General features: G+C 41.4%; 27 protein-coding genes. 11 read left to right on the top strand and 16 right to left on the bottom strand.

Going from position 1 to position 25058, the window contains the following annotated elements:
• The first annotated feature begins 128 nt into the window (after positions 1-128).
• Positions 129-452: an H-NS family histone-like protein gene (locus P4S58_RS22685; protein ID WP_337165967.1), complete on the top strand. Its 324-nt coding sequence runs from the start codon at positions 129-131 to the stop codon at positions 450-452.
• Between the two features lie 49 nt (positions 453-501).
• Here the strand turns inward: P4S58_RS22685 and P4S58_RS22680 are convergent, their stop codons facing one another.
• The gene (locus tag P4S58_RS22680; protein WP_337165966.1) at positions 502-834 is read right to left on the bottom strand and encodes a hypothetical protein; all 333 of its coding nucleotides are present in this window, start codon (positions 832-834) and stop codon (positions 502-504) included.
• A 144-nt stretch (positions 835-978) separates the two neighbouring features.
• On the opposite strand from P4S58_RS22680, the gene P4S58_RS22675 reads away from it, so the two are divergent.
• Positions 979-1758, top strand: a complete 780-nt coding sequence (locus P4S58_RS22675; protein ID WP_337165965.1) for an EAL domain-containing protein — start codon at positions 979-981, stop codon at positions 1756-1758.
• A gap of 278 nt (positions 1759-2036) precedes the next feature.
• Entirely contained in the window at positions 2037-2936 is a 900-nt protein-coding gene (locus tag P4S58_RS22670) for a hypothetical protein (RefSeq protein ID WP_337165964.1), read from the top strand.
• An 808-nt stretch (positions 2937-3744) separates the two neighbouring features.
• Here the strand turns inward: P4S58_RS22670 and P4S58_RS22665 are convergent.
• Positions 3745-4164 carry a hypothetical protein gene (locus P4S58_RS22665; protein ID WP_337165963.1) on the bottom strand — a complete coding sequence of 140 codons (420 nt, stop codon included), beginning with the start codon at positions 4162-4164 and terminating at the stop codon, positions 3745-3747.
• 296 nt (positions 4165-4460) lie between these two features.
• Between P4S58_RS22665 and P4S58_RS22660 the strand changes: the two genes are divergently transcribed.
• The 7 genes from P4S58_RS22660 (at position 4461) to P4S58_RS22630 (ending at position 13494) form a co-directional block, all read left to right on the top strand.
• Positions 4461-6344, top strand: a complete 1884-nt coding sequence (locus P4S58_RS22660) for a hypothetical protein (protein WP_337165962.1) — start codon at positions 4461-4463, stop codon at positions 6342-6344.
• Complete coding sequence (locus P4S58_RS22655) at positions 6341-7366, top strand: hypothetical protein (protein WP_337165961.1); 1026 nt, start codon at positions 6341-6343, stop codon at positions 7364-7366. The genes P4S58_RS22660 and P4S58_RS22655 overlap by 4 nt, the downstream gene beginning before the upstream one ends.
• Before the next feature lie 25 nt (positions 7367-7391).
• The gene (locus P4S58_RS22650; RefSeq protein WP_337165960.1) at positions 7392-8921 is read left to right on the top strand and encodes a 3'-5' exonuclease; all 1530 of its coding nucleotides are present in this window, start codon (positions 7392-7394) and stop codon (positions 8919-8921) included.
• A 35-nt stretch (positions 8922-8956) separates the two neighbouring features.
• Positions 8957-9592 carry a hypothetical protein gene (locus P4S58_RS22645; protein WP_337165959.1) on the top strand — a complete coding sequence of 212 codons (636 nt, stop codon included), beginning with the start codon at positions 8957-8959 and terminating at the stop codon, positions 9590-9592.
• Positions 9593-9613: 21 nt separating this feature from the next.
• Positions 9614-11323 (top strand): hypothetical protein, encoded by a 1710-nt coding sequence (locus P4S58_RS22640; protein WP_337165958.1) that lies wholly within the window; start codon positions 9614-9616, stop codon positions 11321-11323.
• 197 nt (positions 11324-11520) lie between these two features.
• Complete coding sequence (locus P4S58_RS22635) at positions 11521-12114, top strand: hypothetical protein (RefSeq protein ID WP_337165956.1); 594 nt, start codon at positions 11521-11523, stop codon at positions 12112-12114.
• Between the two features lie 99 nt (positions 12115-12213).
• Positions 12214-13494, top strand: a complete 1281-nt coding sequence (locus P4S58_RS22630; protein ID WP_337165954.1) for a tyrosine-type recombinase/integrase — start codon at positions 12214-12216, stop codon at positions 13492-13494.
• A gap of 333 nt (positions 13495-13827) precedes the next feature.
• Here P4S58_RS22630 and P4S58_RS22625 read toward each other — a convergent pair whose 3' ends face one another.
• From P4S58_RS22625 to P4S58_RS22610, 4 genes are all read right to left on the bottom strand, one after another.
• Entirely contained in the window at positions 13828-14325 is a 498-nt protein-coding gene (locus tag P4S58_RS22625; protein WP_337165953.1) for a hypothetical protein, read from the bottom strand.
• A 194-nt stretch (positions 14326-14519) separates the two neighbouring features.
• Positions 14520-14882, bottom strand: a complete 363-nt coding sequence (locus tag P4S58_RS22620; RefSeq protein ID WP_337165951.1) for a hypothetical protein — start codon at positions 14880-14882, stop codon at positions 14520-14522.
• 221 nt (positions 14883-15103) lie between these two features.
• Complete coding sequence (locus tag P4S58_RS22615) at positions 15104-15631, bottom strand: hypothetical protein (RefSeq protein ID WP_337165950.1); 528 nt, start codon at positions 15629-15631, stop codon at positions 15104-15106.
• A gap of 80 nt (positions 15632-15711) precedes the next feature.
• Complete coding sequence (locus P4S58_RS22610; RefSeq protein WP_337165949.1) at positions 15712-16302, bottom strand: hypothetical protein; 591 nt, start codon at positions 16300-16302, stop codon at positions 15712-15714.
• 420 nt (positions 16303-16722) lie between these two features.
• On the opposite strand from P4S58_RS22610, the gene P4S58_RS22605 reads away from it, so the two are divergent.
• Positions 16723-17871, top strand: a complete 1149-nt coding sequence (locus tag P4S58_RS22605; RefSeq protein ID WP_337165948.1) for a tyrosine-type recombinase/integrase — start codon at positions 16723-16725, stop codon at positions 17869-17871.
• A gap of 325 nt (positions 17872-18196) precedes the next feature.
• On the opposite strand, the gene P4S58_RS22600 is transcribed toward P4S58_RS22605, so the two are convergent.
• The 10 genes from P4S58_RS22600 to P4S58_RS22555 all read right to left on the bottom strand — a co-directional run bounded on the left by P4S58_RS22600 (position 18197) and on the right by P4S58_RS22555 (position 24989).
• A complete protein-coding gene (locus P4S58_RS22600) occupies positions 18197-19114 on the bottom strand; it encodes a hypothetical protein (protein WP_337165947.1) in 918 nt (305 codons plus the stop codon).
• A gap of 215 nt (positions 19115-19329) precedes the next feature.
• Positions 19330-19803, bottom strand: coding sequence for a hypothetical protein (locus tag P4S58_RS22595; RefSeq protein ID WP_337165946.1), 474 nt, complete (start codon positions 19801-19803; stop codon positions 19330-19332).
• Between the two features lie 535 nt (positions 19804-20338).
• On the bottom strand, positions 20339-20809 hold the full coding sequence (locus P4S58_RS22590; protein ID WP_337165945.1) for a hypothetical protein: 471 nt from the start codon (positions 20807-20809) through the stop codon (positions 20339-20341).
• Between the two features lie 64 nt (positions 20810-20873).
• On the bottom strand, positions 20874-21383 hold the full coding sequence (locus P4S58_RS22585) for a hypothetical protein (RefSeq protein WP_337165943.1): 510 nt from the start codon (positions 21381-21383) through the stop codon (positions 20874-20876).
• A gap of 25 nt (positions 21384-21408) precedes the next feature.
• Positions 21409-22011 carry a hypothetical protein gene (locus tag P4S58_RS22580; protein ID WP_337165942.1) on the bottom strand — a complete coding sequence of 201 codons (603 nt, stop codon included), beginning with the start codon at positions 22009-22011 and terminating at the stop codon, positions 21409-21411.
• An 80-nt stretch (positions 22012-22091) separates the two neighbouring features.
• Entirely contained in the window at positions 22092-22370 is a 279-nt protein-coding gene (locus tag P4S58_RS22575) for a helix-turn-helix domain-containing protein (protein ID WP_337165941.1), read from the bottom strand.
• 96 nt (positions 22371-22466) lie between these two features.
• The gene (locus tag P4S58_RS22570; protein WP_337165940.1) at positions 22467-22775 is read right to left on the bottom strand and encodes a hypothetical protein; all 309 of its coding nucleotides are present in this window, start codon (positions 22773-22775) and stop codon (positions 22467-22469) included.
• Between the two features lie 139 nt (positions 22776-22914).
• Complete coding sequence (locus P4S58_RS22565; protein WP_337165939.1) at positions 22915-24156, bottom strand: DUF1173 family protein; 1242 nt, start codon at positions 24154-24156, stop codon at positions 22915-22917.
• A 402-nt stretch (positions 24157-24558) separates the two neighbouring features.
• A complete protein-coding gene (locus tag P4S58_RS22560; protein ID WP_337165938.1) occupies positions 24559-24798 on the bottom strand; it encodes a hypothetical protein in 240 nt (79 codons plus the stop codon).
• 11 nt (positions 24799-24809) lie between these two features.
• The gene (locus P4S58_RS22555) at positions 24810-24989 is read right to left on the bottom strand and encodes a hypothetical protein (RefSeq protein ID WP_337165937.1); all 180 of its coding nucleotides are present in this window, start codon (positions 24987-24989) and stop codon (positions 24810-24812) included.
• Positions 24990-25058: the final 69 nt, after the last annotated feature.

The following is a 25058-nucleotide window of genomic DNA, read 5'->3' as shown; positions in this document are numbered from 1 at the left end:
CCGAACATATTTAAACAGCGAATACAAATGTCTGAATTGTTTATAAAAGTAAAACGGGCATCCAAAAAAGAGATTAATTGAGAACTGTCAATCAAACTCACATATACTGTTTGATTTTTCATCGGAAAATGGAACAAAATGAAGACTTATTAATTAATAACTTTTATTTACGGCATAAATCAATCATGCAACATGCACCAAAGAAGTTGTTCACTAGTATCACGATGTTGCGCAATTACCTGAAAATACATCAGTTTACAAGCGCAGAGGTTGATAAATCCATCCAACACTTAACGGTGCTGAGACAAGAAATTTATAACGCGGAAGTAAAAGCGGCAAAATTAGAAGAAGAGAAACAGAAAAAGGTAGAGAAAATTCTAACTGAAATGAACGAGGCTGGGATAAGTCCTCGCGATTTAGTGGCTAGGTTGCAGGAATCTAAGAAGAAATAAACGTCCGTGTTTTTCTAAAAAAGCAATAAGGGAGTAGAGCTTAGGTTTCTCACGAAAAAATCCAGCGGAAGACTCCCGATGCTTTAGCAATACCAAATACCGCGCTCCGAAGTAGACTTCCAGCGAATCCATGCAATGTAAAAGCAAATAGTGTTCCCATAAAAATCATATAGCCGCTTTGTGCCCACTCTAAAATGTGAAGCCGACCATCAGGTACAACTAATATTGCCCATGTAAGTAGACTCAAGCAAATTGCACCTTTTGCTGATAATGCGTAGTGGTAAATAAAAAACAACGCCACTAAGAACGCAATTAAGAATGCGCAACCGCCTGAAAATGTCAGAAAAAAGGGTACTGACTTACCCAATACACTAAAACTCATGTGCTAGCACTCCCCTCATTAGAAAACGTTATAGCGTCTCATTGATGAAAATTATGAACGTACAGATATCCTTTGTCTAGAAATTCACCACTATTTAATATATTCTCTATTGTATCTTCGTGATTATATATAACACAAATAAACATGGATAATACAGACAACTCGTTAGTGAGCAGGATATACAGCGCAATTGAGGATAAGCAGTTCTATCCTGTCGTGCAGCCCATCATAGATGTACGCACTAACCAGCTTCATAGCGCGGAAGTGCTCGCTCGCTGGAAAGAGATGTCTGCAAATGACATGTTTCTGCACGCAGACCGAATAAAAGTGGGGCATAAGATTAGCCTATCTGTACTTGAACAAGCTTGTGGGCATTGTGCACCTTTGTTTCCATTAAACTTTAACCTGTCTCCTGTTCAACTTGGGCATGAAGACACTATTCCGCTCCTAAAGCGAATAATTGAAGATAAGGGCTATCCAGCCCATTTAATTACTCTGGAAATCACAGAAGATCCATTCCCGCAGCATTGCAAAAGAGCAATTCTGGACAACGCCATCACTCTTCAGCGTATGGGAATAAAGCTATCACTTGATGACTATGGCGTGGGCCACCAGAACGCGAGCCGTTTACTGGAATTACCCATTTCGCAAATCAAAGTAGACAGAGTATTTATTGAACGGATACATCAAGATCCAATGAAACAAGACATGGTGCAACATTTCCTAATGTTTACTAAAAGACATGGAATTGAAGCCGTCATGGAAGGGGTGGAGACGAAGCAAGAGTCTGAATACTTAGCTAAAATCGGAGGTAATATTCAGCAAGGGTACTTGCATTCTTATCCTCTCGCCCTATCAGAATTTACTGAAATTTACAAAACAGTGACACGCAAAAATGATATTCTTGTTAACATTGGATTGTAAATAACGTAAGTACATCACAATTAACCAGCACTTAACCAAGCCAATGCTAGAGTGATAACACTAATAAATGCTTATTTACTTAGTGAGTACTGATGTAGTATCTGCTGAAAGTTTTTCTGAAAAACTTATTAAATGATAAAAATATGGCAAATTGGAACGCGATTAATGGTTTTAAACCAGCTAAATAGGCCACATGATCTATAATAACATTGTAAATATTGTTAGTATTGCAACAAAGAGCATACGCTATTTTTCGTATGCGGTATTAGAGGTTGTTAATGAACCAAGTTAACATGGTAGACACACGAAAGGATACCCGTTTTGTTGTGGGTTCTTACTCGGATTTCATTGCTCAAGAAGCAAGGAAATTGGTGTTGGATTCGCTAAATAACCCAACCAATCAGAATCTGCAAGAAAATGAATTCGGACACCAAATAAACGGACTGGGTGTAATAGCCAATAATAATCCGTTTAATAATGAACAGTTCAGTAAGCGAGTGGAAGATATCGCTAAGAGCTGTCATCAATCCTTGACGGATTTGGCAGTCAATCCCGTATTCAACACGCCTTCATCTGAAAACATCCAGAAGCAAGTGCAATGGGATCTTTCTAACGCAGTCAACATGACGCTTTCTTCTGCAATGGTAGATTATACATTGAAAGAAGGGACGCCAGAAATAAATGCGCCTAAATTCAATGAGCTGTTAGCTGCTCGTGTCACTGAGCAAATTCAGCAGCAAAATCAGCTGCAAAATGAGATTGCGGTGACAATGGGAGGGTTGGTCAAACTTCAAGAAGCCTTAATGACTTCAACACAGAACCCTCAGTTCTTAGAGCGATATCAGTCAGAGTTGAGCAACGACACATTTAACATGCCGATGCTTAACGCGATCAAAACAGATGCTCTGAAAAATGATGTGGCCATTCCCAATGAATTCGAGACATTAATGACGGCGGTTGATAATCTAAAATCGCTAGGCATTGATACAGAAAATTCACAAGGGGTCGTTATGCTGCAAACCACCAGCAAGATAAACAGCGCACTGACTAGAGAAGGTGTTGACACAAGTTCTATTGAGTTTCAGACGCAGGTGAGCCGAGTTTTAGATAAATTGGTGAGCCGAAATGAGCCGAAAGTTGAACACTCTGTGAATACAGACATTAACGCACCTCACTGATTCAGTGGACGCGATACGCATCATTAAAGTTAGGGCGAGTGCTCTAACTTTTTTATGTGCAGCATCCAGCTGTAGCACTACACCGTTAAAGCAGCCTCCGCAATTTGACTACAACCATAGAGAGGTGAGCATCAAAATAGTAGTCAAACCCCGAGAAATGCGCATTAATTATAGCGCAACATAATTTACCACCCTACAGTAATCGTTAAAAAACCATCATTCCAAAGATTGGTTACAGCAACTGGATTAACCTGTGTGGCGCATTGTGGTATGAGAGGAATCGTTTAGATTTTACTCATTCAAGAAGCTAATGCGGAAATGTGTTTGAATTTATGACAAAGTTATAATATTGTTCTTGGCATGTGTTGTTTCGGATTTGTCTAAGAGCCTCCTATTGTTGCTCCTGATGAAGTGAACCTTGATTTAATTAACTGACATTCTTTGAATCAAACCGAACGCACATGCAAGGCCGAATTAACCTAGTTATTCGGCCTTGCCCCTTTCTAGATTTCGCCTTTTTCGCTAGCTTTTTTCGTGAACATATACCTCGATAGTAAGAATAAGCCTTCCGAAGCATCGTTTTTGATTAACCCCTCCACCAGCCGCTCAAACATTTGAAATATTGCCAACGAGGTAAAGGGCTTGCCTTTGGATCGCAGTAATGCGGAATAATGCGTAACGTACGAACTAACGAGTGGCCACGAGAAATTAAACACATCGTGATTTGAGCAAATGAAGCTATCTTTGTGGCGACTTGCAGAGAAATTAAAAACCAGATTCAGCTGCGTTCTCAAAAAAGCAGTCAACTCTAACCACTGCTTTCCATGCGCATCTCCAAGTGATTTACCACCTTTTGCGACATAGAAGATTGCTCCATGAGAGACTTCATGAGCGATGAGAGCGCATAAGCACCCTCTGGGGGAAGGTGTTGTGCTGGAAACATACCGCTAGCACCTTTAATGGACTCCGCATAGAAATACTCCCCATCTTTCTCGTAAGCAAAAAGCTCGTGCAGAGCTAAAGATATGGTGACATGGCCATTATCAAAATAGCGCGTCACACTCTCACTCACATCTGACCAAAGGCTTTCAACGTGTACTTTTTCTGAAAAAGAGTGTGCCTTTATGCCCATATACTCTTCAGCAAGACGGCAAGCCACCCGAGCAATTAAGCTAGCTTCAGCTTCAAGCTGAGCGCGACGTTTGTTAGAAAATTGAGTGACTGACAACCTGAATACCTCAAAAACGATTCTTCTGACAATATAAAACAATCAAAGAATGTTATTAATTAATATCTACTTTCCCGCCGGAATATAATTATTATAAAACAACAGGTTACTGCATATTACAATCTAATCAATCGAACACCATAATTCAACAAAAATCCCCCCATAAAACCATGCAGGCAAGAGGTTTACTACACCATCGACATCGTTAACGACCAAGAATAAAACAAATTACTTGTCAAAATCTCATTATATAATTATTATGATTATGTCAGTTAATTAAATTCAAGGATATCGTTATGACTATCATCAATCGACAAACCGTGTCAGCACTTGAACTACAGGCAACCCCAATTGTTGCCAATGCACATGGTGCAATCAGCCAATCGCATGGTGAATATTACCGAGTTCAAGGGGTAGATCTTTTCCAAGTAACCACCGCTCTATCTGGTGGCGAAGATTTTGAGTTTTACGCTGTTAATGGTAAAGGTCAAAGCGCTCCTACAACGGAAAAAGAAGACAACAAGTTGCTGCGCCATCTACTGCTAGAGCAAGGTCAGGATAATAAGCGATATGTTGTCGAAACTGATTTTGATGCATTGCACCACGCGAACCCTTTGTACTTCCAAGACGTTACACAGTTAAAAGACTTTGTGGTGGAGCACAATAAGAACGTTACGCTGTTAGCGCAGCTACTCAAAGACGCGGCAACAAAAGCAAATGCGGAAGCCAAAACAGAAGTCAAAGACGCAGGGGATGTCACCTACAGCACCCTGCCTCGTGATTTTCAAACAGCGAAGATTAGTGACCGCAACATGAAAAAGCTCGTTGAAGAATTCATGAGCACGTACTTTCAACCGATAGATACTGCGCTACCAGCGTCCACTCTGAAGGAAACAGTCGTCAAGATTCTGGATGTGGTTAGTCCTTTATTGCACAAACTTTTTGAGGGCGAAAAACAAAAGAATGCGTTCTATAAGTTAGACAGCGCAAAAAAAGCTCAGCATTTGAATACGGTGATGGACGTTTTACGTGTAGGGTTTCTTGGGCTATCTGACGATATGCGTCTGGCCACAATCAAACAAACCTGTCCGTCTCGTATCATTGAGTTCGTGACTAAAGCAGAGCAAAACCGCTGTATCACAGAATACAAGAACAGCGTGAAGGACAACAACCAGCATTACACCTATGATCTTAAGCTATCAACAGAAGAGCTCTATAAAGAGTTAAAGGCAAACCATCGCGTACCTCAGCTTAGTGATGCAATTGCGGTCAAACCAGAACGCTTCTTCAATAAAATCAGCAATGTTGGCAATAAAAAAGGTGCTGATGACACGTACAGCGTCATTGATGTACTAAGAATGGTAGAAAGCGTTTATGAAGGGTCTGCAATTCTAAAATCGGCTCTGATTGAAGAAGAGAAAGCCTCTGCGCTTTTAGATCGCAAAGAGATGGTTTCGCAGAAAAAATATAACCATGCTCAACAAATTGTTGACCACGTAATGCAGCATGAAAAAGCTGGCAAACTATTGACTGCGCAGGGCAATATTTACCTTGCAAACATGTACTGGAATGAGACGGTAGAACATCCATCGTTAGGTGATGGCTCACATCAAATCTTATGTAAAGAGCGATTGGACATTGTTAACTTAAGTCTAAACATCATTACGAGCGTGCATTTTGTAAACACACTAGATTCATTGCCGAGCGTATTAGCTCGCAAGAAACTGCACATTAAGAACGCTATGCAAAAGCGCGGTTTTAATAAGGTCATGGCCAACGCTGAAGGCGGTGCTCAGGAGCTACTTAAATTCTACCTAATTTTTGTAGTAAAAAACGCGTCTAAGTTGGGTGAAGATGAAGTACGCCCAATTAAGGTGAAATGTTTCCCTCTTAGAGAAAATGACATTGACCGCGGCAGCGATCTTATGGATGCAGCGCTACTCAATATCGAACACTGGGAAGAGACAGGCATCTTCAAAGATGATGATGACATGGAAGAGGTAGGGTTGGCGTATTTCCAAGCCACCAGCGAATTGCAGCTGCTAGCAAATTTAAATGCGAAATACAGCGTACAAGAGGCTCAAGCAGAGATGAATCAAGCGGCTATTGAGAGTCAATCTGAAGACAAAGCATCGATGCTACCTTCATTTGAATCTTTACTTGAGGAGACGCAAGAATGAATGCAGCAAATCGCAGTAAGTGGTTCGATAAAGAGTATATGGACCATGTGGAGCGTTTAGCGAATCTGTTTTATAACTCCCAATTGGTCAGTGAAGACATCCGCAGTGATAAGGCTACCATCACAGCTCTTATCGTGAAGTCTGATGCGTGGGGCGTGCACCCTGACACTGTGTTAGGTAGCACATTCAAAGACCAGTTTGGGGGGCTTGCTCACACTGGCAAACTCTACAAATTGATTTTGCAAAATCACAATGAGATTCGTTCACTATCCATTAAGCAGATTGGTGATTGGTCATTGGTTGATGGGCAATACACCATTGCCGCAGGACCTACGGCACCCGTCGGTGATGCTCGCGCTCAATCCGATGGTGCAAAATGGTACGTGCCGAAGTGGACCAAAGAGCAAGAAGATGGTTTAGGAATTAAAGTTACGGTCAGTTTCATTAACAATGAAAAGTCACCACTAGAAAAGCGAATCATGCTCTCTGACATTGACTACACGCAGCGCATGAACTTTACATGGGTGACAATGCCCAGCAAACGAGTGGAATACCTCGCATTGCGTGATTTGTGTTATGGCGAATTGTTTCATTACATCAATGGTATGGACATGCAGGATAACGAAGACCTTTTCGCCGAGAAAAGTGTCGTGACCCACAGTGTAATAACGACGACTAATAACACCGTTTCTAAGAGCGACAAATCAGAAACACAGCCGCTCAGTAGCACTGTTGAGACGACAAAAGGTTTGGAGTTGGACGTACCGTTGATAGAGCCTGCGGTAAAGATGACAGGGAAGCAGGTGATAGATAAGTGTTTGTCCATCCAAGACCAAATGATAGAAGCGCAATCTTTAGGCAGGAAAGATCGCATCGAAGAGCTAAAACAGGAAATTATTAGCATAGTAAAATCACTGGGCAGTTTGAATCTGAATAAAGCGCAAGTTGGTCAAGTTCAGCACATTTACAACACCATCAACAGTGTCGTGTCAAACGTAGATCCAGAAGTTTTTTCAGGTTAAGTGGTAGCAGGTAGGGGATAGAGATATGTTGTTTAATGGACGCATTCTAAGCAATGAACAAAAAGCCACTGTAGGTCTGTTTCGTGACATGGGACCGCAAGAGACACTGGTCATTGATGCTGGGGCAGGGGCTGCAAAGACGTTTACGAGTAATGCGATTGTCAGTCTTTGCACAAAGAATGAGAACGTGCTTGTTCTTGTGTACAACAACATTATTGCAAAAAAAATGGCCGATGAGTTTCCTAGCAACGTGCTAGTGTCCACCAGCCATGCGTATGCTCGCTCTATGCTACCTGCATACTCATCGACACGCCTTGAGCGACCATTAACAAAAAAGGCTGTTATTAGCGTCCTGAAATTGCCTATGAGTATTATTGGGCTGAGTGCGAACCAATTTGCCTCAATGCTCCTTCAAACGTTAAGTGATTACGCTATCTCTGATGAGAACTGCATCGAGACATACGTGGAACAACTAGGACACACTGACGCCATTACCTTGCAGCTTGTCCACTATACTAAGCTGCTTTGGGATGAAATGACGGACCGACATTCGACATTACCAGTGATGCATGATGTATATCTGAAGGAATTTGTTCTGAAGGTAGTTACTGGTCAATTGGCTCTCAATCTGGATGTATTGGTACTTGATGAAGCTCAAGACAGTGCTCCTGTGGTAAAGCAGTTTTTTGACTATGTGAAAGCAAAGAAAATCTCTGTGGGCGACAAATTTCAGTCCATCTACGAATGGCGCGGTGCCATCAATGTCATGCAAACGCTAATCAGTGCTGGTCATAAAACAGCAAGGCTAACAACGTGCTATCGCTATGGCCAAGAGATTGCCGAACTATCTAACGATTTGATTGAGCAGTACTACAATGAAAACCCTGAGTTCAAAGGCAATGCAAATAAAAGCAGTGTCATTTACAGCGACAACCTAAGTCATGTTAAGCACGAGCAAGAGCTGCATATCTTTCGTACCAATACATCTCTTATGGCCAGTGTCATGGACTATTACTCGCAGGGACAAAAGTGTTTAGTGTTAAAGGGAACCAAAGAGCAACTGATGCTGCTAAACGATGCAGAGCGCTTATTCAACGGACAACGTGTTATGCATGGTACCTTCTCGGCTTTTGATAGTTGGAATGAGTTCATTGACTATGTAAACACGCAGGGTGGCAGTTTGAAGAACCTATATAGAGCAATTCAGTCCTATGGGTTCAAGCTGATGAAAACAGTACTTGAACAATCACAACACCACACCATCGACAATGCGGGTAAAGTCTTTACTACCGCTCATGCCTGTAAAGGTATAGAACACGATCATGTGGTACTAGCTGATGACTTTGATTCTATTTTTTGTAAGAGTAAAAATAACGAACGTTTACAGGAAGTAAACCTGCTATATGTCGCCTTAACCCGTGCGATTAAGACGCTTGATATCTCACGCTGTGATACACTCAGAAATCTCTATTTGAAGAAGCACAGCGTTGCTACACCGCTCAATAACGATATGATGGAAAACAAAAAAGCAGCGCTTATGGCATTATTTGCGTAACGTTTTTCTGAAAAACCGCCAGTAAGGAGGCGATCATGAGTACGACAACAACGAAAAAGGCACTGCGAATTGCCATTGTCGCGGCTCCGCTTCTTTACTTTATGGCAGCTGGGATTGAGTTGCATCATATTCTAGGTTGGGCAGTTACTGACCTTCAAAAACTACACGCCGATTTGGTTTGGTTAAGCGTGGGTAAATGGTTTTCTGACATGAGCCGTTGGCAAACTGTAACTTGGATTGCAAGCGTGTTTCTTGTTCTATATGCCCTTGTCAAAGCAGTGACAATCGTTAGGGCGTATGAACATAACCACGAAGATGGCAACTACGCGAATGTATTTAAAGCGCTGGCTACTGGGTGCGGATTAGCGGTCTTTGCTCCATATCGTTTAACTCAGGCCATGACGTGGACTCGTGATGAAACGACTTTGGCCACTGGTGTATACGTACGAGCCCAAACATTGAAAAATTCGTTTTTGTACAACGACACGCTGATGCGAATCAACATTGCGATTGGTTTGGATAGCTTAGGATTTAATAGCCTTAGCGACTATTCGGCAACATACATCTACTCAGTTATGAGAGCCAAGGGAATGACCCTAAAGGTCGATGAAACCATTCTAGATGATGTAGACCAACTAACCAGCAGCAATGACAACGAAATTTCAGAATAATTTATATCATTAGGTCGATGAATGCAGATATTAAAGTTTAGTCCTGAAAAGGACGCTAAGCGTAACTCAGTTGATTACCTATACATGGTCACAGATAAATGTGACCATGTAACCGAGAATAACAAAGGTGTGTTGTTTACTGAGAACAAATATACGGCAGTAGAAGCTTTGCTAAATGCTCAAAAGTCATTGAATGAAGTAAAACGCTTTCTTGGAACTAAGAGCAAATCTGACCTACAGGTATGGCGTATTGACCCATCCGCAGGGAATTGGGTGAGCATCTCTGATAGAAAGCAAGACTACTATTACCAAGAATACCAAGAGCTGATATCCAAAATTACTTACTACAATCCGAAAATCTTATCGAATGGTCTGACTCAGCACGCCATTAATGCAGTGTTTGGTATTGGAGTGGCTACTTTACACAATCTGTCACAAGCAGAGATGATTACGCACGCCAACTACGACAAATACAAAGAGATTCGTTTCAACAAGAACAGCATTAACTACCTGAATTGGCTCATCGATACGATGATAGAGCACGAGTTTCAGTTTGACATAGTGGCCAAAAATGAATTAACGCAAGAACAAATCGCGGCTTTTACATTAAGCCCTAGAAAGTCGCTAGTAGAGGTTGACGGGAAATGTCTGCTCATCTCTTTGAGTAAGCCTTGGGGAAACTTGATTACCAGTAAAGGTAACGTTCGCATTTCCACGCCGTACTATCGCATCAAGAGCAAAACCGACGAGCAATGGACCTATTTCTGTGCGGCCAATATTACAGCCAATAATGCGTTCCCTCAGTTTTTCAAAAAGGGTGGGGTTGCACCATTCGACGCGCTAACGTTTGGCGATGCTGATGACGTATACATTTGCAATGTTCTGAGTACAAACAAGAAAGATATCCATGAGATATTTGCACTTTTTGACGATGTGACGTTAGAAGTACTAAATAGTGAATGCCAATGGACGCTGATTGACCCTGTTACTGACACTAAAACTGTAATGAAAAGAGACACTATCGATGTCGAACAGCGCTACGGTTTTCAGCAGTTTGACACGTTTATCAATACGTCACCTCTATCTCGTAAAAACAAGCCATTGGTAGGAAGACCACATGTCGCTAAGTGGTTTGAGTGGTGTGATACGGTTAAACCCGAGTTTGCCGTATTGCCTTCGTCACAACAGAAATCTACTGAGCCGAAGAAACGCACTAGAGAAAAGGTGCGCATTGATACTCAAAAGGAAACACGCGGAAGAAATAACGCAGTACGCGAATCGCTAGATTCCGATTACTTGGCATCTCTGGCTCTTGAAGTTTTTCAAAAAAAGTGGGGGCAGTTGCACAACAAGCTCAAACTGGATTTTCACTTGGATAGTACTGAATGGGTGTGCGACAGGGATAGAAACGCACTTAAAGACTACGTGCTAAAAGATATACAGGGCTCAACGACATTAGTAACTAATATCTGCGCCAATATTGATAGGGTAGATCTCGAAAGAGATAAGCAAGGTCATAGGACCATTCACTACACCAACACGACAGAAACCGTAGACGATAAGTTCACTCTTGAGCAGTTCCTCGAAGTTCGAGCGGTGGAAACAATCTCTGCGTACATCTATAACAATAGAGCACGTTATATCCCTGCTCTGGAAGCTTTTGGTCATGACAAATCCACTTGGAATACCAAGAAAACGTTCATTGAGCTGATTATGAGTGAAATCAAATAGCGTTCTTGCAATATTTAATTTTAATGCAACTGACTAGGCCATCCTATTATTAGGATGGCTTTTCGTTGCATTTGAAGTATGACTACAACTAAAATATGAAAACTTTTACAATAAAGTCAATGTTAATCATAATAATATGATGTATATTTACTGTCGTAGTAGTTCATAAATTCAATACACTATTGGAGAATTAAACCATGTTTCACATGTCACGCAGTGCAAGCGTAGCTAAAATAGCATACTTTACTTTGGGTCTAGGTATTAGTGTGACAGCTCAAGCCGTGACTTTAGGTGGACTTGACCAAACCTATGATAAATTGGGTTTAGAAATAGAGAAGAAAGCAACATCCATCACAACCAATGACCTTAAGAGTTACGATGAAATCTATACCTCGGTCTATACACCACCAGTTATGACTAATCACGATGATAGTGAGGGTATGCGTAACGGTGGCGGCTCAGTAACATCTTCGCCAAATTCGGGCGGAAGTGACCTAAATAGTGCTGTTGGAGTAAACTGTGCTACCAGTGCAACATACGCAAGTCTATGTCAAATCATTCGGTCATACACTGATACCAAGGTCAGTTCGGTAGCCTCTAGCGCTGCTAATAACAAGATGGGTTCTTGGGTGCAAATAGGGCTCAACCGCTACGGCACGGACTACGGGGTTCAAGTTAATGAACCACCAAAGGGTAGTTGCGTCGTCGGACAGAAAGCTCATAGAACTTTTAGCCAAGATAGTGAGAGTGGTGGCGCAAGGTACAGTTACACTCAGTACGAATGTCGATAACCCTACCATGACATAAAATTCCTAGAAATGGATTTGTACTAAAAAGGTTCGCATAATTGCGAACTTTTTTATAGACACAAAATAAAACGGTGCACAAACATGCAAGTGTATTTCACACCATTCTTTCCCCCGACGGAACATTGCAGCACCCCATGCGCCGAAGTGCGTGACACTTTGCACAGCATTGCCATACCGACAGTCATTGAAACGTACGAACATGCATATGATTTCTTGGCAGAGTCGCGACACCATAAGAACAATTTTTCTGCTTATCGCGGTGATCTGACCGTCTTTCTGAACTTTATCTGGCGCATCTTAAAAAAGGACGTTATGGATGTGACTCGTCACGACTTAGTAAAGTTCGTAGAATTCGGCAACACACCACCACCAGAACTTATTGCTAGAGGGACTTACCCGCAGTTCCTCTATGAGAATAGCGAGCTTTTTATTAATGACAAATGGCGACCATTCCGAACAGTCACTAACGGCCAGTACCAACGAAAAGAAAATACTGTAAAGGCTCAGCTCTCAAACTTAAGTAGTTTCTATATATATCTTAGTGATGAGGGTTATTGCGATAGGAATCCAGCTGCTGTTGCACTTAGGCGAATGAACATCAACAACATGGACAACGTGGTTCCTGTCGATCACGAAGTAGAAAAGGCACTGAGTCGCACACAAATCTCTTACTTGCTCAAAACAGTTAATCGAGCCACTGAAACCAGTGATAACAAACTGTATTTCGAACGCACCAGATTTCTAATTCACTTTATGATACTGGCGTACCCAAGGCGCAGCGAAATTGCGGCCACCAATACAAGAAGCCCGAAGATGTCAGACTTTCATCGAATCAGAACGGACGATAATTCGGTGAAGTTTGGTTTTAAGATCGCTAAAAGTAAGAGAGGCAAGGGTAGGACTGTAACTTGTTCTAATAGATTGATTTCTGCGTTGATACGGTATCGACGGGTTTTAGGTCTTAGCGACTATCCAAGCAGAACTGAAACCACGCCTTTGTTTACCCGAATACAAGCGGCATCACATGGCCGAGAAGCTGGCATTATCGATGCTAACTTAGGTGCTGACCAAATTGGAGAGTTAGTTAAAGAAGCTTTCGAACTCACGGCGCTGGCACTAATGGAAGACGGCTACATCGATGAAGCCGATGAAATCAGAACATTTTCAAGCCACGCTCTTCGCCATAGTGGTATCACAATCGACTTAGACAGTGGTAGAGAACCTAAAGATGTGATGAAAGACAGTGGCCATGCAAATATGCAATCATTAGCGATTTACCAAAGTTCACGAGTAGAATTCCGAATTGCGTCTGCAAGCTTAAAGGATGCAATTTTGGAAACGGCATTGGATGAGAGTGGTTAGGCGTTATTTAAAAGACTAAAAATATATTTAAATAGTACATTCGATAATATTGATAACCTAAAATATGTTACCCTGTAACCGTAATAACTGTAATTATTACGGTAGCTTTATTCGGATATTTAAGAACCATTCCGACCAACCTTTTAAATAATGGTTTGATATTTCTTGTCATATTCTATCTACCACCGAAATATTGGTCACTATTACAGTGACCAATTGCATTTGCGTAACGGTAAAATGTTACAAGCTCTACTAACTAGAATGGATTTGGGACTTTGCGTTATTCGAATTCATCAAAAATTAAAACAGACTTCATCTATTGACCATTTTTACTCACGCCAAAGATTTAGCGATCTGAATTGCCTTGGTTCTAACTTCCTTCAGCATTTCATTATGTTGCGAGTCAGTAATGACACCAGAACGCCACCATGCAAACAGACGACCTATTTGGTTCTCAATCTGCGTTGCAATCTGAACCTCATTTAGCGTTGCCATATGATCATAGAGTTCGGAGTTGTGCTTTATTATTCCATCAAGGTCAATCGCATCTACTGAACCCGATACAACACCATGATTTTCGCTAATTTCGATTTCTAGCAATTCAGCAAATGTAATTTTCGGCTTAGATACAAACCAGACCGTACCCTCTGGTGCGTGTTGTACATCACTGACGAAAATGCAGTGATTGCCCCTGTACATAGCAACCGCAATTTCTTTCAGCTCATCAGGCACCATAAGTACCACCGTATCAGGGTCAGCGCGAAAAACATAGTTAGCAAACTCCCTCAGATCGGTTTCGGTAGTAGTTTGAATTCCCACAGGTTTAGACATGAAAATATCCTTCTAATTAAGTAAGTTCTGTTTAACGTAAGTCACCTCTAGCATCTGGAAGCACAATACCTTTTGAAAAATTATGTGGATTCCTTTTAACAGAAGCTAAATATATATTTTCAATCAAATAATCATATTTACGAAACGAGTTTTTGCATAAGTACTTAACCCAATTGGCTAAATGAAGCATCGTATTAACTCCCCAAGACCTTGTTGTTTGTGGCGTCTAGAAGACTGTTGAGCATAAGAGCACACGCTTCAACATAGCCTAACAATCTTTGCTTGTCGGTACTTTGCCCTGCTCTATCCGCGGCCTCAGCGGCGGCCAGATACAGTGCTCCTGCTCGTTCAAGGTTACGTTGACGATCTTTGGGTTTCCACCATTCGGCAGACCAAGGCCAGCTGTCAGGCAACGGTGTAACGTCATGCGCATCTCGATAACAAAACGCCGCTCGCTCTAGTGTACTCACGCCTTGCTGGTCATCATGAGTATGTGACCAATTCTCTATCTCAATTTGTCTTTGTCTTTCAGCGGTAATTAGGTCGTACCCATTCATAACATTACTCCAATGCTAGCTATATGTTCACGTTGCAAAAAAATAGACTGTTGTTGCCATTGCACCAAGGACCAACCCAATTGATACAAACATGAACCTAAATTTTGGGCGCTTTTCAATGTAACGTGCATAGCCAAGAACCATAGCCGCCAAAAATGCGAGGCATACCCATACGAAGTTAATCACTAGAAGCGCTCCTTGTTATGCGAACGAAGTGGGGGCTAATAAACTATCTGTTGATAGTTGTACCCTGCTCTTTCTAACACTCTCAAACCAACAACTTTAGAAAGGTCGCGGTCACAATACGTCCCTACACTGACATCGATATTGGTAGAAAACACATCGTCTTTCGAAGCGTACTCACTCACATCCTTCACATACTGAAAGCAGCCTTCACGCTTTTCGTTGATGTAGAAATTGAGTGTTAGCGGGGTATCGGGTGCAATATCGAAATCTACTTGTGAAACAATCTTTCCGTAAGAGAATGAAGCTGTGTTAAGAGAAGTCATGCTAAACGAATCTTCTGGCTTGTCGTTCACTATCGCTCTAACCGAGTAGCGACTAATATACGCAGAACCCGCATCATCCAGTTCAAAATCCTTATCAACTTGCATACTTACGAGTGCATTTTTCAGCATAAAAAGACTTTCATCGACAGTAATGTGCTTGGGTGTTGATGAGCAAGCAGCGAGTGTAAGCACACCACCAGCAACAACGGTTTTTAGGACAAGGTTTGGTAGTAATTTCACGGTAGTACACCTAATTGTTAATTGGCATTAAAGTAAAAATCCCATACCTAGTGAGTGAAAGCATGGGATTGTGAATTGGGCTAGTAAGCCTTGACGCAGAATGACGTGTCCACAGGTGTAGAAGAAGCACTGCACTGTTCAACATCTTTCACTAGTTTCAGCGACATATCGCTACCCACAATAGCTTGACCCTCAATGGTGCTAACAGCTACCCCATCTACATCAAAGTTCTTTACAGACGGCGTGGCTTTGTATTTGTACGTGACGTTATAAGAAAAATCAGATTTATTTTGGTTGTAGATAGGTGAAATAGAGAACGTTAAACCAGACTCAATGTTTTCAACAGTTTTAGCGCCTGTTACCCGATCATAGGCTGTTACATACGGTGTTGTCTTTAAAGCGATGAAGTTCGCACCATCAATTGACAAAAAAAGGTCAGTGGAAATTGGAGGGTTATTGCCATGATTGAATGATACGTGGACTTTATTTGGAATTAGGCTCTCAGGGTCACGCTTGGCTTGAGCCGCTGCTGCAAGAGCTTTACCTATTTGTTCAACTTGATCGTCACCGTGAGTTCCACCAGCTACGGCTGCTGAATTTGAATTGGCGTAGCAAGATGTTGCAGAAATAAGTGCTAACGTCATTAAAGAAGTCAGTGATTTTTTCATCATATAAGATTCCATAGTTAATAAATATACCAGCATTCAGACACGCAACTTAATAACCTATCGCCATACTCAATATGATGTGAAATAAATTTAAATACACATCATAACAGATAAATATTGTTGCTTTGTGATTATACATAACATCAACACAAACATAAAGAAAGACGCATTTCGATTGCACCGCCCTACCCTTAACTAACCAACCGATGGCTATTCAACATTGGCCAACATGCTTTTATTGGATCATTTTGTACTAAACTAAGATCAAATGTCAGAGACAATCTATAATGCAGATTATAATACGTTCTTGACATAATCTAACGTGGTTACTGTATACTAATACAGTAACGGGAATGCTTGTGCATTGCTGTAAACGTGATGACGTAACATTTAAAATCTTTTGGTCTAGCAGGGTAATTATTCATGAAGAGCCAACTACCAGCGAAACGAACAAGTCAGCTTGCAATTAGTTCTGATGTTGTGCAGTCGAAGTATCAAGACCAAAAGAACAACCTTAGTCGGATGAATGTGGCGCTTCCAGATTTATCCAATGCCATTGACCCCGACGATCCTCTATCAGCTAAATACGTACAAGGTTTTAAGAACTTTGAACTGAATCGAGGTGGACTAGCATCAACGTCGGTTTACATGCTTGCCTCAGTACTGAGAACATGGAATAACTATTGTGAGTCAGAGAACGTGTATGCGTTTCCAGCAACGTTAACATGTGCGTATCACTGGCTTGAGCATGAGTGGTATGCGAATGGCAAATCAGTAGAGACTATTCGACAATACAAAGCACAGATGACCTACATCTTGGATTATCTGGGAGTACCAAACCCTTTCAAAGCAAAACAGGTAGTTGCTTTCATCAAAAGTCTAAAAAGGGATCGCGCAGAAGTATCAGGTGCAAGTTACCGACAAAGACAAGCGTTCGGTATGCGTGCCGCAGATTTGATGGCCATTATGGAGTGCTTGGACGGTACAAATTTCATCAACATGAGAGACTTCACTTTGGCGTGCGCTGCCTACACCACGATGCTACGTGAATCAGAGCTGGGAAGAATACGATTGCAAGATGTTGAAGTGGTGAACTCTGAGATGGTCATCATTCATCGTACGTATTCAAAGACCAGTACAAATGTGAAAGCGAAAGTGATGGTGGGTACATTTGCAAAAGTAATGCGCCTTTACCTGACTGAAATAGAAGGAAAGCTAAAACAGGATGATATGATCTTCTCGCGGGTGACACGAAACGGAAAAATGATAGCGTCCAAAACGCCTATGAGTGGCCAAACTATAGACCGTTGCTTAGGGAAGCTATTTGATTTTGCGGCGTCTCAAGGCATTGAGTTCGCATCGCCTAATCCTAAAAGATGGACGGGACACTCAGGGCGCGTCGGGGGCTGTCAAGATGGTTATATCAACAAACTGAGTGAAGCTGAACTAATGCAGCTTGGTGATTGGACATCAATGGAAATGGTACATCGCTACATTCGCGAGTTAAGTTACGAGAACACGGCAAACGTTGTTAACCAGAAAAAGGTATTGAACAAAATAGCTGCTTATTAAGGCGTTAATATGGACAGACAATTAACAAAGGTGGAGAGAAAGGAATCGTCAAATACGATCACAAGCACATTAACGCAACAGTAAGACGTAGAACTGCTCTATTAAATCCACCAGCGTTTGTTTTTCTGAAAAACATAGAAAGATGAGATACTGAATTTAGTAGTAATGATCGTTTAGTCAAAAGGGCGGTTAATAGGTTCAAGTTAGGACACCGATCGCTAGGTAACGGTCAAACCGAAGTTTGCTTTCCCCAATTCACCATAATTACAACTCTAGCTAGCTAACCTTCCGATTGACTATAATTTTTCTATAACTTACTTAGAAATTAGTCATCCGCAATCTTGATAAGGACGCTTCTTACCTTTTTCATATCGGACTTGTTATAGGTGGTTTTATTATCGCCTGTAAGCTTGTAACGATAGTTGTAAGCGTACAGGATTTTTGATCCACCGCGGTAAGGATATACGTTTATACCCAACTCGGTCGAACCGCCATCCTGTTCCAAGGTGAATGTGTGCGCCTTATTGATATCAAAGGTTTTTACTTTTGATAAGTTTTGCGTTACAGAATTGTTGGCAACAAGAATACGCTCAAAATTGGCATATACATCTTCAGGTTTGAACTTAGAGTTGAATGAGCCTTCCACTAATTCACTTTGACCGATTGTGATGGATGAATTTTCACACAAGTTGTTAAGATCATTACTGATGACACCTTGTGGTAGTGGGTTTACATATTCCTCAAAAATATTCGCTCCGCGTAGGTCGTCAATATCCTTGTATGAATTAGGGCATTTTAATGTAACATGGTAAGACTTATTATCTTCTGTAATGTCTACTGAAAAAGTAGCGCGGCGCTCATCGATATCAATCGTTTCGTAGTACCACGTATTATTATCTAACTTATGTCTACTATTAGCGCTGTACGTGATATCAATCAATCGTGGTGAATGGTCGATCCCTAGGCCACCAATCCAATAGTTCTTAGTCTCCTTATTCTTTTTCTCTCTGTATATATGTCGATAAGCTTGAGGAATATTGCTTATGCTATACATAGAATCAACAAGGGCATCAGTAATGTTTGACTCATCTAGGCGTCCCATTTTCATTACGACGAATTCATGCGTGGCTAAATTTGATTGAAAATCTATTCTATCATTTACCACCCTCCCCATAGAATTGCCATTACCAGTGCAACCAGATATAACACTTACTGTCACTACAGACAGAAAAATCATTTTCATGTAACCGAATCCTTAATTACAAATACTTCATTTCTAGGTGGTGATTTCGTTGATTATCTCTTTGAGAGATTTTCAATTACTTCTCAAATGAAATGCCAACGACATTACATTTATTATGTTGCTAACGAGCAGTACTAAAATTTAAGTAAGGTGTTTAATACTCAGTAGGATACTTACTACCTAGTCACGAATTACCAACACATGTGAGTGACTAACTAAGCGTTTGCGGTGACAAACCTTGTTATTCTTGTGCGAAATTCCTCTATATCCTTTGACTCTTTGTAATATTTATCTATTCTTCGCGATATTTCATTGCCAATAATTTGATAAAAGATTTCGTTTAGTGATTCTGAAACGTCAATTCTATTAAAGCTATCGCTAGAGATAAAATAATCATCCAAAGCATTGATCTTCTCTGCAAAGGTATCAAATTGAAAGGCACTCACATCTGCTTTTGCGCTAACAACAGACGGATGATTTGAAAATAGCAGAGGGAACAGTTCAATCTTTATTTCCACAGGCAAACCATGCTCTTTGAGCGAAGATAGGAAATGCGCAAACAATCTTTCTGTGACTACAAGGTTTAGCACATCATGATTGGCAAGTTGGGTACTTGCATCTGCCAATTTTTGGATTATATACTTTTTCGATAATGGTAAAGTGGGTAATTCTTGTGTGGATGTCAACATTCTCTAGCTCCTTACGCCAAACTATTAAAATCGTGTTATTCATCTCATTCTATTTGTTCCCTATAAAAAACAGAATAGCCAGATAGAGATCTTACGCTCAATTATTAGACATGAACTTTTAATTAAAGGGGCGGTGAATAGGTTCAAGTTAGGACACCGATCTCTAGGTAACGGTCAAACCGAAGTTTGCTTTCCCCTATTCACCATAATTACATTTCTAGCTTTAATTTTACTCTGACAACCATTTACTTGGGTTGCATAAATAGCTCATCGGTAATGGTCGTTACTTTAGCCTCTAGGTGTGACCTAACATCCAAATAACGTTTGTGAGAATTAATTCCTACGTTGTGATATATTCCATCGCCTAGTTGTTTACCGTCAGTTAGTGACTTTATGCAGACGCAGATTTTTCATTTGTACAGGTATAGCTTTACCATTTCTAATGACAACACAATCATTATTAAAATCTAGGCTGTCAGCACACCCAATGAAAATCAGTTCTTCATCGCCAAATGTGTCAGGTGCAGAGCATCTGTCACCACATTTGAGATAGGCCATTGTGCAGAACCTGCTCTAAGTGATCAATGAACTTGTCATCCGACAAATTGAACATGTCAAAACCTGTGACGGGAACATTGCCCCCATCATCCATAGTAACACGGCCTAAATTGACGCGCTTTGCGCTATAGGAATCATGAACAAGATAAATGAGCTGATTAAATCGAAGCTCTGGGTTCTTAACCCAAATTGCATTTAGCAGAAATAACAGGCGATCAATTCTGCTGATATCATGCTTAGTGGTAGTTGTCAGCCTTGGTAAGTTTTCTGGGTCGTACATCCAGCCGTTAATAGAAACACCATCTGGCAAGTTAATCCACTTACCATTGTGAGCATAAACGTCGATGACTCCACCATTACCCCTAGTGTCGATTCTGCCTTCATATCGACCAATAACCACGATATCATCAACTGGCATATGTTCGTTTGGGTTGATCCAACAAGCCATATTTCGCTCCTCACGTTTACTACTGGCCAAAGCCACCAGCATTTAGTTGTTTAGCTATGTTTGGTTACTTCCCACAATACTTGCAAGGCTCTGTTTGGCCATTAAAGAATGCTTTGGTAATAAGTTTGATGCTTAGTGCGCCCAAAGACAAACGAGCCAGCCCAAGACTGAATGCGAAGCAAGCGCCGACACCAACCATTGGGTTTTTAACAGCGTTTACATAGTGGTGATACCCCAGTGACTCCAACTCTTCACTAGGTATTTCCTTAAGCGCGGCTATGACTTCTAAATAGTACATGCGAAACTTTATCGCCAAATAAGGCGCAATGGAAAATATAAGCAGTGTGGATAACACAAGCACAAATGTTCTTCGGCCAAACCCTTGCTTAATATCGTAGGTGAGGGATACAAGTAGTGAACTACCAAAGATGAACATCATCACTGTGGGGTTAGGAATAGCCGAAAGGTAGAGGTGTAGGCCATACAGATAGGCGCATGTAGCCCCGAACATGAGCAGAAGACCGAAGATGTAACGCATAATACCTTTACCTTTCTTAGTTGACCAAATATCCATGTTTTTCAGAAAAAGTACCTAGTGACTATGCAGCCAAAAGAACTAACTCTATGTACCGTCCATCACTCCCATCACAGAGATCTGAAATTGAAAACTCAGAGGTCTTGAATATGTAGCCAAATACAGTGAACCATTCTTTAGTCACACGTTGCTTTAACCATTCATAGTGCTTTTGATTATCGTGAGCAAAAGTGTACTTCTCTTCTAATACCTGCACCTGCTCCAAAGAAAGAGCGTTGTCTTGTATAAACTTCAGACTTTTTGCTCGGGCCAATTGGTCTACTAGAGCAGACTTGCGCTCGTTAAGCTTAGCCATTTCTTCATGAATGATGGTCAGCTCGTCGGTGCACTGTTCGATGGAGGTTACTAGTGAGCCATAGAGAGCTGTAAGCAACTCTTGATCTATTGGTGCAGCATTCTTTAACCAACGGCGGAAAAATCGCAACTGAGTGGTTCTGATCGGCTGACTAGAGCCAATTCCTTTCCAGTGGATATCACCCGATACCGATTGTTCAGTAGCAACTAGATTCTCGATATCAACGATAACCCTTACATCTTCTCCAATATGCCATTTAGTACCAATGAGGCTTACATGGTCTTCGATTGTTTTTGGGGTATTAGTGATCATACTGACCGACTCCATAAATGCGTGCTGGTTAAATGATACTGCTTCGTTCAAATGAACGTGAATGTTCAGGACTTAACAAACTAGTCGCTATTCAAGTGTTTGGTAAAAAATGTCAACAATGGCTTTTTAGTGAGAAATGAGCCCCATTCGATAACAGAAAAAGTGGCATTCTCTCTTGTCACAATAAGCTCTGGAACTTGGCCATCAAGCACCTTCTTCAACACATCCTCTGTAGAGCTGCGTGGTAATCCAGACAGCTCACTGAGCTCTTTTAAAGTAGCTTTACCATCCATATGGGCTAATGCAGCTAATACTACCCATAAACGGTTGTAGCTACCTTTTCGCATATCTAAGGTCATCAATCTTCCTCTAGGTCGAATTATTCATCGGTGACGAATGTGCGCCACCTATATTGCGTTATCCACCGAACAGAGAACAGACTGATCAATAAAGCATTAGTTCAGGCAAAACGAACTATTCTTACCTTCCATATCGGCAACATAGTCGTATATATCCCCGTTAGGTCTAATGCAAAACGCATTTTCGCCGTCATCATTTAATAACCAAATGCCATTGATTGAATCGTCAATGTCATCATCAAAGTGGTTATCAATAGCGCTGACCACCAAGAAATCGGTTTTAATAGCATCACAATCAATCTGTATTCTAACGCTATCTCTCAGCAAAGAATCATCTTGGTCAGCCAAACCTGATTCGTAGATGAGCTTTGTCGCATCCGCTTTATAACGTAAAGTAAAATTCATAGTAATTGCACCAATTCAGGAAACATAGGTGCTCACTATATAACGGTTAAACCGTTATGTAAACAAAAATGAGAGCCTTTTCTTGGAGAATCGAATTTACGGATTGTGTGTCACGCGTTCTTGTTCGAATCCAGTTAATCTATCTGTTCGGTGTAAGTGGGTTTATTATTGGCAGTGAGTGTAGATCATGGATCTCGTATAAGTCATTTGCTCCCCAAGCATCTATCATTATCGGCATTAGCCGTGACTTTCTCTCGAAATAGACTTCGTCACGACCTCCCATAACTTCGAGTACGTATTTTTCGGCCAATACCCCTGATGGCGACTTTCGCTGAATGACGAAATCGGGAAGCACACAAGGCGAGTCATCGCGTACTGAGCGTGAATAGATTGGCTTGTTTAAGCTCCACTTTGCTTGCGAGGTGTCGGTACCATCTATCCATTTAATATAGGCAAGAGCCACAGAACGCTCGAACTGACTATCGACAGGCATCGGTATATTGATGTCTACCACTGGACGCAAATAGATAGTATGAGAGCACGGATTACCATTATCGACACAGATTGTCATGCAGACGAAAAAGGGGCCGTTAGCTGGGGCGTATGGACGTATAATGCTCTTGTAAGGATAGGCCACACCGTCTACAACGATGTAACCTTGCTCAAATTGGACATTGTTTGAAAACGTAAACCAAAATGCATGTGGTCTCCCTCTTCCGTTCCAGCTGCCCTGCTTGATTGAGCGTAGCAGGTTCTCTTTAGCAAAATCGAACCCATTACCGCCGTAGTACGTCCATTGACTTAGAACCGTGTCACCAAAAGGCACTTCCTGACATTTTTCCCGAAAGCTGGCCAATATCTGCATCATAGTTTGTCGTGTACGTTTATTTTTGTAGTACCAGTTACCCAAAGTTTTGTCACACATGAACCGATACAGTTTGTCTAGTTTGTGTTCCTTTGCCGTACTTGGTTTAGCATTACCAGATGGCGCTCTTGGCGATTCTGCTTGGCCGCTTCTGACCTCTCGATGCATATAGAAGTTATCAAGATTGCTTTCATCTCGCTCTGCACCCACTTTACCCTGCTCCCGCTCTCCATATCCGTGGATCTCAGTAACAAGTGGGCAATCTGGTGCATGTTGACCTTCTTCTGGATGGTTAACTAAGGTGAAAAATTCATGGGTATAGCGAATGAACATGCGAGCTGGCGTGTCTGTACAATGGCATCGCAACTCTTGGCGGGATTCGCGTACTTGCGCGAGAAGAGCTTGTGCCTCGGGCTCACGACGGCTAACGAGAGACAGTATGGAAGGGTTGTTAAGATAACGATGCGGTGCATCACTGGATGATTGTTGATTTTTGTCTACCACCGATATCCGCATATTTAAAATCCCCTATTTACAAACTAACAACACTCTTCCCATTGGACGCTATATGGCTGGTGGCCGTGGCAAATAGTTAATTCAGAAATTAAGTTAGACCACCAGCAGAAGAACTGTCGGTTTTTCTAAAAAACTAGGGCAACCACACTTGATAACCCGCTCCGCATCCATCACATTCATAGTGATTAATTGCGATACCTTCTTTAAAATCACAATGTAAGCACTGTGGACATTTAAGAAAGCGTTTTTCGTCAAATTTTGGCAAATCAGTTTTAGTGGTACTGCCGATAGAAGCGAACGCAGAAATTGGTATCCGCTTTAAGCGATCCCTATGGTCGATAACCCGTATAACTAAATTGTGCATCATGTGCCTCTAAGAAAATGCAAGCTGGCATTTAACGGTTAAGTTCGCGAGTCGGTAATCAATGCCCATGACCATTCATCACATCCGTTTTCTTCACTCAGTGCGTAGTAATCTTCATTCATCTCTACCACATGAAAATTGTCAGGGCGTTCAGGGTTATTATCAATTTTCATATTGACTATGGTAACGCGCCTCGGCTCTGAATTGCCGTCATCAACAAGGTACTCACCTTCTTGCGTCGGTAGTGTTGTCATCCATTCTAAATGTTCACTGGTCATGGTCTATCTACCTATTTACCTTGAATGGCGCTTAGGAATCTTACTCGCCATTGATTTAGCTCATTTTGGGGTGCGACATACGGTCGTTCTACATAAACTTGGCCAACTCGGTCAAATGATGCTTTCCATCCATCGGGATCGCTCAATGCTGTAGATATCTCTTCCATCGCTAAGTCGGTAAGCTCTAACATCAGCTTTTCAAGATCCTTTCTTCCGACTGTACATTAGTTGAGATGCGAGTTAGCGAGCCTATTAGCATC

This window comes from Vibrio sp. Hal054 (genome assembly GCF_037162405.1).
Taxonomy (GTDB): Bacteria; Pseudomonadota; Gammaproteobacteria; order Enterobacterales; family Vibrionaceae; genus Vibrio; species Vibrio diazotrophicus.
The sequence above is the reverse complement of the archived record's forward strand: the minus strand, read 5'-3'. Positions and strand labels throughout refer to the sequence as shown.

What these genes read in the sequence shown, in the direction of transcription:
- P4S58_RS22680 (WP_337165966.1), bottom strand. Translation starts at nt 834, where the DNA reads ATGAGTTTTAGTGTATTGGGTAAGTCAGTACCCTTTTTTCTGACATTT.
- P4S58_RS22575 (WP_337165941.1), bottom strand. Translation starts at nt 22,370, where the DNA reads ATGACCTTAGATATGCGAAAAGGTAGCTACAACCGTTTATGGGTAGTA.
- P4S58_RS22630 (WP_337165954.1), top strand. Translation starts at nt 12,214, where the DNA reads ATGCAAGTGTATTTCACACCATTCTTTCCCCCGACGGAACATTGCAGC.
- P4S58_RS22555 (WP_337165937.1), bottom strand. Translation starts at nt 24,989, where the DNA reads ATGTTAGAGCTTACCGACTTAGCGATGGAAGAGATATCTACAGCATTG.
- P4S58_RS22570 (WP_337165940.1), bottom strand. Translation starts at nt 22,775, where the DNA reads ATGAATTTTACTTTACGTTATAAAGCGGATGCGACAAAGCTCATCTAC.
- P4S58_RS22565 (WP_337165939.1), bottom strand. Translation starts at nt 24,156, where the DNA reads ATGCGGATATCGGTGGTAGACAAAAATCAACAATCATCCAGTGATGCA.
- P4S58_RS22650 (WP_337165960.1), top strand. Translation starts at nt 7,392, where the DNA reads ATGTTGTTTAATGGACGCATTCTAAGCAATGAACAAAAAGCCACTGTA.
- P4S58_RS22645 (WP_337165959.1), top strand. Translation starts at nt 8,957, where the DNA reads ATGAGTACGACAACAACGAAAAAGGCACTGCGAATTGCCATTGTCGCG.
- P4S58_RS22580 (WP_337165942.1), bottom strand. Translation starts at nt 22,011, where the DNA reads ATGATCACTAATACCCCAAAAACAATCGAAGACCATGTAAGCCTCATT.
- P4S58_RS22585 (WP_337165943.1), bottom strand. Translation starts at nt 21,383, where the DNA reads ATGGATATTTGGTCAACTAAGAAAGGTAAAGGTATTATGCGTTACATC.
- P4S58_RS22670 (WP_337165964.1), top strand. Translation starts at nt 2,037, where the DNA reads ATGAACCAAGTTAACATGGTAGACACACGAAAGGATACCCGTTTTGTT.
- P4S58_RS22560 (WP_337165938.1), bottom strand. Translation starts at nt 24,798, where the DNA reads ATGACCAGTGAACATTTAGAATGGATGACAACACTACCGACGCAAGAA.
- P4S58_RS22675 (WP_337165965.1), top strand. Translation starts at nt 979, where the DNA reads ATGGATAATACAGACAACTCGTTAGTGAGCAGGATATACAGCGCAATT.
- P4S58_RS22600 (WP_337165947.1), bottom strand. Translation starts at nt 19,114, where the DNA reads ATGAAAATGATTTTTCTGTCTGTAGTGACAGTAAGTGTTATATCTGGT.
- P4S58_RS22655 (WP_337165961.1), top strand. Translation starts at nt 6,341, where the DNA reads ATGAATGCAGCAAATCGCAGTAAGTGGTTCGATAAAGAGTATATGGAC.
- P4S58_RS22595 (WP_337165946.1), bottom strand. Translation starts at nt 19,803, where the DNA reads ATGTTGACATCCACACAAGAATTACCCACTTTACCATTATCGAAAAAG.
- P4S58_RS22625 (WP_337165953.1), bottom strand. Translation starts at nt 14,325, where the DNA reads ATGTCTAAACCTGTGGGAATTCAAACTACTACCGAAACCGATCTGAGG.
- P4S58_RS22660 (WP_337165962.1), top strand. Translation starts at nt 4,461, where the DNA reads ATGACTATCATCAATCGACAAACCGTGTCAGCACTTGAACTACAGGCA.
- P4S58_RS22590 (WP_337165945.1), bottom strand. Translation starts at nt 20,809, where the DNA reads ATGGCTTGTTGGATCAACCCAAACGAACATATGCCAGTTGATGATATC.
- P4S58_RS22605 (WP_337165948.1), top strand. Translation starts at nt 16,723, where the DNA reads ATGAAGAGCCAACTACCAGCGAAACGAACAAGTCAGCTTGCAATTAGT.
- P4S58_RS22610 (WP_337165949.1), bottom strand. Translation starts at nt 16,302, where the DNA reads ATGATGAAAAAATCACTGACTTCTTTAATGACGTTAGCACTTATTTCT.
- P4S58_RS22635 (WP_337165956.1), top strand. Translation starts at nt 11,521, where the DNA reads ATGTTTCACATGTCACGCAGTGCAAGCGTAGCTAAAATAGCATACTTT.
- P4S58_RS22685 (WP_337165967.1), top strand. Translation starts at nt 129, where the DNA reads ATGGAACAAAATGAAGACTTATTAATTAATAACTTTTATTTACGGCAT.
- P4S58_RS22640 (WP_337165958.1), top strand. Translation starts at nt 9,614, where the DNA reads ATGCAGATATTAAAGTTTAGTCCTGAAAAGGACGCTAAGCGTAACTCA.
- P4S58_RS22620 (WP_337165951.1), bottom strand. Translation starts at nt 14,882, where the DNA reads ATGAATGGGTACGACCTAATTACCGCTGAAAGACAAAGACAAATTGAG.